This window comes from Cupriavidus sp. 05N38, from assembly GCF_056397345.1.
Genome location: NZ_JBFTNF010000082.1, coordinates 21,464 through 28,808, shown reverse-complemented (window position 1 = coordinate 28,808; position 7,345 = coordinate 21,464). Strand labels below are relative to the sequence as shown.

Annotated in this window: 7 protein-coding genes; all 7 read right to left on the bottom strand. The window is 70.4% G+C overall.

The features are described from left to right. A partial coding sequence (locus tag AC1DK4_RS35915) for a secretin N-terminal domain-containing protein (RefSeq protein ID WP_477132114.1) occupies positions 1-1,861 on the bottom strand: 1,861 nt, incomplete at its 3' end. Continuing rightward, positions 1,861-2,379: a hypothetical protein gene (locus AC1DK4_RS35910; protein ID WP_441618315.1), complete on the bottom strand. Its 519-nt coding sequence runs from the start codon at positions 2,377-2,379 to the stop codon at positions 1,861-1,863. The genes AC1DK4_RS35910 and AC1DK4_RS35915, both read right to left, overlap by 1 nt. Further along, positions 2,376-3,035: a hypothetical protein gene (locus AC1DK4_RS35905; protein ID WP_441618317.1), complete on the bottom strand. Its 660-nt coding sequence runs from the start codon at positions 3,033-3,035 to the stop codon at positions 2,376-2,378. The genes AC1DK4_RS35910 and AC1DK4_RS35905 overlap by 4 nt, the downstream gene beginning before the upstream one ends. Continuing rightward, a complete protein-coding gene (locus tag AC1DK4_RS35900; protein ID WP_441618319.1) occupies positions 3,032-3,580 on the bottom strand; it encodes a hypothetical protein in 549 nt (182 codons plus the stop codon). Before AC1DK4_RS35900 ends, AC1DK4_RS35905 begins: the two co-directional genes overlap by 4 nt. Then, positions 3,577-4,383 carry a hypothetical protein gene (locus AC1DK4_RS35895; protein ID WP_441618321.1) on the bottom strand — a complete coding sequence of 269 codons (807 nt, stop codon included), beginning with the start codon at positions 4,381-4,383 and terminating at the stop codon, positions 3,577-3,579. The genes AC1DK4_RS35900 and AC1DK4_RS35895 overlap by 4 nt, the downstream gene beginning before the upstream one ends. Further along, positions 4,376-6,064: a GspE/PulE family protein gene (locus AC1DK4_RS35890; RefSeq protein ID WP_441643376.1), complete on the bottom strand. Its 1,689-nt coding sequence runs from the start codon at positions 6,062-6,064 to the stop codon at positions 4,376-4,378. Before AC1DK4_RS35890 ends, AC1DK4_RS35895 begins: the two co-directional genes overlap by 8 nt. Continuing rightward, the gene (locus tag AC1DK4_RS35885; protein ID WP_441618325.1) at positions 6,061-7,257 is read right to left on the bottom strand and encodes a type II secretion system F family protein; all 1,197 of its coding nucleotides are present in this window, start codon (positions 7,255-7,257) and stop codon (positions 6,061-6,063) included. The genes AC1DK4_RS35890 and AC1DK4_RS35885 overlap by 4 nt, the downstream gene beginning before the upstream one ends. Positions 7,258-7,345: the final 88 nt, after the last annotated feature.

Genomic DNA, 7,345 nt, shown 5'->3' with positions numbered 1-7,345 from the left:
CCGCGGCACCGGGATCGGCGGCGGTGCCGGCTGGCGCGGCCGCGGCCGCGGCGGGCAGCGATCCGGGCCTGGCCACGGCCTGCGCGGCGCCCGCGCCGGGCTGGCCGGACAGCGCGATCAGTGGTGCGCGGGCGGACGGCACGGTCAGGCCCTCGGGCCGCAGCCGCAAGCTCGTTTCCGTTCCCGCGGCGAAGGTCAGCACGGCTGGCGCGGGACGCTCGATATTGCGGATCAGGTGGGGCGTGATCGATAACACGATCTCGGTGTTCTGGTTTTCGTCGGCGGAGCTGCCGAACAGGCGGCTGAGCACCGGCAGGTCCCCGAGGCCGGGAATCTTCTTCGCGTTGCGGCGGTCCTCGTCGCTGATCAGGCCGGCCAGCACCTGGTTCTCGCCGTCGCGCAGGCGCAGCGTCGTGCTGGCCGTGCGCGTGCCGATCTGGTAGGCCACCGAGCCCGACTTGGTCGTGAGCTGGCTCACGATGTTGCTGACTTCGAGCGAGACCTTGATCGCCACGTCGTTGTCCAGGTGCACCGCAGGCTCCACGTCCAGCTTCAGGCCGACATCAATGTAGTTGATGGACTCCGATGCGAAGCCGGTAGCGGTGGATGTGGTGGTGATCAACGGCACGCGGTCGCCGATCAGGATCTTGGCCTTCTCGTGGTTGCGCGCGCGGATGCGCGGATTGGCGAGCAGCTTCGCGGAGGACTCGATGGTGCCTGCGTTGATGGTCAGCGGCCCGATGCCGGCCGCCACCTTCGAGCTGGTCAGGTTCATCAGGTCGCGCAGCGTCAGCACGCCGCCGGCGGCGGATGGGATCGGGGTCAGGCTCAGGCTGTCGGGCCAGGCCACGCCGAGCGTGGTGAGCCGGTCGCGCTTGACCTCCAGGATCTCCACCTCCAGCATGACTTCCGGCTCCGGCACGTCGTGCAGCGCCACCAGCCGCGACGCCAGCCGGATCGCCTCGGGGCTGTCGCGCACGATCAGCATGTTGAGCTTGTCGTCGACGACGACGTCGCGCGTCTTGAGGATGGTCTTGAGCGTGTTGGCCACCATCTTGGCGTCGGTGTTGGCGAGGTGGAAGGTGCGGACCATCAGCTCCTGGTAGTCCTTGAGCTTGTTCGGCGTGTTCGGGTAGATCAGCACCGTATTCTCGTTGAGCACCTGCTGCTCGAGCTGGTTCGTCAGCAGCGTGAAGAACACCACGGACTCGACCGTGCTGTTGCGCAGGAACACCGTGGCCTTCTGGTCTGTGCGCACGTCCTTGTCGAACAGGAAGTTCAGCCCGGACGAGCGCGACACCACCTCGAACAGCTGCTTCAGCGTGACGTCGCGGAACTCGATCGAGATCGGCTTCTTGTAGGCGAGCGCCAGCATCGAGTCGGCCGGGCGGCCGCCGATGTCCTCGGCAGCGCGCCGCGCGGCGCCCGCCGCGTTTTCCGTGGCGGCCACCGCGGCGCCGCGCGCCTTGGCGCGCGCCGCGTCGATCGCGCGCAATCCGGCGAGCGCGCGTTCGTTGGCGCGGTCCAGCGTCAGCGCGCGGCGGTAGATGGCATCGGCCAGGTCCGGCTTGCCGGAGGCCGCCTCGCGCTCGGCGCGCTCCACATAGCTGTTCACGGCCTGCTCGCGCGCCCGCATGTAGCCCATGCGGTACTGCACGTCCTTCGGGTCCAGGATCATGGCTTCCTGGTACTTGCCCATCGCTTCCTCCTGCCGCCCGCTGGCCGCCAGGTCCCGGCCTTCGCGATAGGCCTTGTCGGCGGCGCAGCCGCCCAGCAGCAGCGAAGCGGCGAGCAGGCACGCGGTCCCGGCCCGGCTTGCGAGGCGGGCGAGGGCGCGCGTGGATTGGTTGACTTGCGGCATCAGTCTGCCTCCCCGAGGGACAGTTTCTGCACCTGCTTGAGCGGCAGGTACGTGATGGTCAGGGTCGTCGGCGTGATCGCTTCGGCGCGATAGGTGCCATCGATCATGCTGTGTTCGCGCACGACGTAGGTGTCGCCGCCGCGCGCGAGGTAGGCTTCCCACTTGCCGTTCTCCTGCTTCTTGCCGAGGTAGGTGAAGGGCAGCGGCGGCGCAGTGGGCTTCGGCGGGGGCGCCACGGCGACGGGCGGCGGTGGCGGCGGGGGGGGCGTCCAGTTGTGGCTGTCGAAGAGCGTGCCGTCGGCGGTGTCGCCAGCCCCCAGCAGCTCGGCCCGGTTGTGCAGCGCCAGGATGACGGGCTCGCCGCCGGCCGCGCGCGCTGCAGGGGTGGCCGCCTGCGTGGCATCGGCGCGCGTCACGGCGGCGACGATATCGTCGCCACTCGGCGAGCGGTCGCCGAAGATGGCCAGCGCCGCGGCCGCGAGCAGCGCGGCACCAAGTGCGAGATGCCTGGGCTTCATGGCTGCTGAGCCTGCATGGCGACAATGGTGCCCGGCGCGGGCACCGGGGCCGGCGCGGCCACGGGTTCGGGCGCCGCCGCCGGCGCGGCGGGCATGTCCTTCAGGTGCAAGGTGAAGCGCAGCCGCGCCTCCAGCGTGCCGCTGCCGATCGCGTCGCGGCGGAACGTGATCTCGTCGAGCGAGGCGAACGGGATCGCGAGCAGCGTCTTTTCGCAGAAACGGCGGATGGCGGCGTACGAGCCATTGACCGGCAGCAGGATCTGGTAGCTGTACACGCGGCTGTGGCGGTCGTACACCGACTTGTAGTCGGCCTTGGCCAGCACCAGTCCGTTCTCCCTGGCCTTGTCGAACAGTGTCAGCAACTCCTGCTCGATGTGGCGGCGGTCGCCGAGCGCGCCGTAGAAGAGGGCAAGCCGGTCCTGTGCCGACGTGGGCACGGCCGGTTTCGGCGCGCTCTGCGCGATCCGCTGCGCCATGCGCTCGCGTTGCAGCGAGGCGTGTTGCTGCGCCACGCTGGCCTGCTCGAGCGGGACCCACCAGAGCCAGCACAGCGCGCCCGCCAGGCACAGCGCCGCGGCGACGAGCGTGCCGGCCGCGTTGCGGAACAGCGCGAGACGCGCCTGCAACAGCGATTGCCCGATCAGATGCGTGTTCATTTGTCGCTCTCCGCCCACTGCGCAAGAAACTGGAACCGCAGCGGCCTGTTGGGATCCTGTTCGTTGAGTTCATGCCGCAGCAGCACCACCGACGAGAAGAACGGCTGGCTGCCCACGCGGGCGATGTAGGCGAGCATGTCGGTGCCGTCCTTCGCTTCCGCCACGCCCTTGATGGCGTGGCGGGCTGCGTCCGGGGACAGTTCGAGCAACGCGATGCTGCCTGCGGGCGTCGCCGCCTCGACGGCGCGGAACAGGTCACGCCACGGCAGGTTCAGGCGGGACACGACGTCGTTGACGGCGGCGGCCTGCGCGACCTCCACCGGTGCGGCGTGCCGCGCCGCCTGGCTGTATCCGGCCACGCGCGCGCGCATCTGCTGCAGCTGCCCGCGCTCGAGGTCGCCTTGCCGCGCAAGTCCGGTGGCCGTCACGGCCGCGCTCGCGCATAGCGCCACCCCGGCCGCGCCGGCCAGCCACGCAGCCGGCCGGGTGCCGGCCACGAACCGCCACAGCGAGCGCGGAGCGAAATCGACCCGGCTTGCCTTCATGGCCGTGCTCCGGTGAGGGCGAGTTCCGCGCCGGCCGTTGCCTGCGCCATCACGCCGTCGAGCGCCACGCATTGCGGCGCCTGCACCCCGGCGTCGAACCACGCCGCGGGGACCTGTCCGCACAGGCAGAGCCGCGCGGGCGCCGGCAAGCCGTGGCGCAGCGCTTCGCGCGCCAGTTGCACCGCCAGCCAGGTGCGGTCAAGCGGCGCGATGGCCGGCACCGGCAGCGTGCGCACATCGGTGAGCCGTCCGTGGTCGACCAGGCCCAGCACCAGCGCGTCGTCGTCCATCACGCCGAACCAGGCCCCGCGCGGCAGGGCACGCCGCCAGCGGTTCCACGCAGCGATGAAGCGCGGCTGGATGGCGACCAGCGCGAGGCGGTGGTCCGTGGCCGCCTGGCGCAGTCCGTCCACCAGGCACCGGGGCGCGGCGCAGGCCAGGAACGCGTGCTTCGCATCGCAGTCCGCGCTGATTGCCCAGTCCTCCGCGCGGTCCGCGTAGAGCTGGCCGAAGCGCATGCCGATGGCCGCCTGGCAGTCGCGCAGCCGCTCCGTGTTGCGCGGCGGCGTGACCATGAACATGCGTGTCCAGGCGCTGCCGAGGATCACGGATGTGGGCATGCGGGTGCAGCCGGTGTCCGCCAGCGCTGCGCGCAGGCCGGACAGGGCGCCCACGTCGGGCTCGGCGCTCAGCGGCGCTTCGGCCAGCAGTTCGTTGGTCCGGCGCAGCCAGCCGCATCGGCGCACGAGCGCCACCGAGGACGTGGACAAGCCGATGCGCAGGGAGAGAGGACGTTTATTCATGGAGCGTGACCCGTTTGATTTCTTCCAGCGTGGTGTCGCCTTGCCTGACCAGGTCGAGCGCGGCTTCGCGCAGACTGCGGCTGCCGTTGCGGCGGGCCGCTTCCTTGATCTGGCGGATCGGTCGTTTGTCGATGATCAGCTCGCGCAGCTCGTCGTTGAGGATCAGTATCTCGGCGATCGCGCGGCGCTTGCTGTACCCGGTGCCGCGACAGTCGCCGCAGCCCTTTCCCTGCATGAAGCGCCAGTCCGCGACATCGGCGCGGGCGAGGAACACCTTGGCCAGCTCCGCGTCGTCGGGCTCCTGCGCCGTGGCGCAGCGCGGGCAGTTGAGCCGCACCAGGCGCTGGGCCCAGATGCCATTGAGCGCCGACACGAAAGCGTAGGGATCGATCCCCATGTGCGTGAAGCGCCCGAACACGTCGTAGACGTTGTTGGCGTGTACCGTGGTCAGGACCAGGTGGCCGGTCAGCGCCGATTGCACGGCGATCTCGGCAGTCTCGCGGTCGCGGATCTCGCCGACCATGATCTTGTCCGGGTCGTGGCGCAGGATCGAGCGCAGGCCGCGGGCGAAGCTCAGCCCCTTCTTTTCGTTGACGGGGATCTGCAGGATGCCCTGCAGCTGGTACTCGACCGGGTCCTCGATGGTGATGATCTTGTCGCGCCCGTTGTGGATCTCGGTCAGCGCGGCATAGAGCGTGGTGGTCTTCCCGGAGCCGGTCGGGCCCGTCACCAGCAGCATGCCGTAGGGCTCCTGCGACAGCATCCGCAAGGCGACCAGCGACGGCCCGTCGAAGCCGAGCGCCTCGGGCGTCAGCGAGCCATAGGCGTCGATCATGGCGCGCTTGTCGAGGATCCGGATCACCGCATCTTCGCCGTGAATGCTGGGCATGATCGACAAGCGCAGGTCGATCTCGCGCCCGCCCGCCTCCACGCGGAAGCTGCCGTCCTGCGGCACGCGGCGCTCGGCGATGTCGAGCTCGGCCATGATCTTCAGGCGCGAGATCACCTGCTCGGCGATTTCCACGCCATGGGCGGTCGCGGCATGGTCGAGCACGCCGTCGATGCGGTATTTCACGGCAAGGCCCTGCGCGGTGCACTCGAGGTGGATGTCGGAGGCGCCGGCCTTGAGCGCGTCGTAGAGCGTGGAGTCGACCAGCTTGACCGCCGGGCTGGCCGCCTCGGACAGCGCGGCGAACGACAGCACGGCGGCGGTGCGGCTGCCGTGCGCCTCGCCGTCGGCGCTGCCGACGATGGCGTCCACCGCGCGCACGGTCTCTTCCTGCTTCGACAGGTAGGCCTGGATGTCGGCCTGCAAGGCGAGCCGGTACTCGACCGGCATGCCTGCGCGCGCCTCGAGCCACGTGTGCAGGTCGGTATCGAACGGGTCGGCGATCACCGCCACGCTGTGGCCGCCGTCGTCGCGCAGCAGCACGCAGCGGCGCTGCATGGCCTTGGACAGCGGCAGCTTGTCGAAGACCGGCGCCAGCGCGAGCATCTGCGCGGTCTCCAGCACCTGCAGGCCGAACGCCTGCGCCAGGCTGCGCACGAGGTCGCGTGGCTCGGCCCCGGTGAGGCTTTCGAGCTCGCTGATGAGCGGGCGCTGCGAGCGTTGCGCCTGCCTGCGCGCCTGCTGCAGCAGCGCCGCATCGATGACGATCTGCGGATCGGCGTTCGCGTTCATGTCAGGCCCCCGGCAAGGTCGAAGATCGGCATATAGAGCAGCACGACGATGGTGCCGACGATCAGGCCGATGGCGGCCATCAGCAGCGGCTCGAACATCCGCATGAAGCGCTCGATCCACCGGCCGATTTCGCCGTCGTAGAAATTGGCGGACTGCGTCAGCATGGCGCCCAGCTCGCCGCTGCGCTCTCCGACACGGAGCATGCGCAGCGAGACGGGCGTGGTGAGTCCCTGTGCCTCGAAGGCTTCGGACAGCGGCAGCCCGGACTGGATGGCCAGCCGCGCCGCGCCGAGATTGCCGCGCACGCCCGGCGCGGCCATCGCCTGCGCGGTGTCGATGGCGGCGACGATGTTGATGCCGCCCTCGAGCAGCATGCCAAGCGTCAGGTAGAGCCTGGAGAGCCCGACGATGCGCACGCATTCGCCGAGGCCGGGCAGGCATGCCAGCAGGGCGGCGATGCCGTGGCGGGCCAGCAGCCGGCGCGCCCCCAGCCACAGCGCCGCGGCGCCGAGCAGCGCCGCCGGCGCCAGCAGCGTGCCGTGGCGCCCGGCGAACTGCCCCCAGGCCAGCAGTTGCTGCGACAGCCACGGCAGGCTGCGTCCCGCGCCCTGGTACACCTCCGCGAAGCGCGGCACGACGTAGCCGATCAGGAACGCGCTCACGGCGCCGCCCACGATCAGCAGGATCACCGGGTAGATCGCGGCGCTGGTCAGCTTGCCGCGCACGGCGTCCAGGCGCTGCTGGTAGTCCACGTAGCGGCCCAGTGCCTGCGGCAGGTCGCTGGTGTTCTCCGCCGCCTGCACGATGCCAACATAGAGCGGGGGGAACACGCCTTGCCGCTCGGCCAGGACCCGCGAGAAGCGCTTGCCTTCGCGCAGCCCGGCCAGCAACTGCGCGAGGATATCGGCCGATGCCGCATTGCCTTCCTTCTCCTGCAGCGCTTCGAGGCATTCCACGAGACTCAGCCCGGCATTGAGCAGGGCCAGCAGTTCCTGGCTGAACAGCGCCACCGAGAAGCGGCCGCGCCGGCCGGGCAGGCGCGGCCCGCCCGCGTGCGCGCGCACCGGGATGACGGCAGCGGGATAGAGCCCGCGCGCCTCCACCTGGCTGCGCACGTCCGCTTCGTCACGGGCGTCAAGCCGCAGGCGGACCATCAGGTGGTCCGCTGAGAGGGCGCGCACATCAAACTGCATGGTGTTGTCTCCACGACTTCCGGTACCGGCGGTGCCTGGCCAGCGGGGAACGCGGGGTTCCCCGGGGCTCGGCGCGCCTCGACGCCTG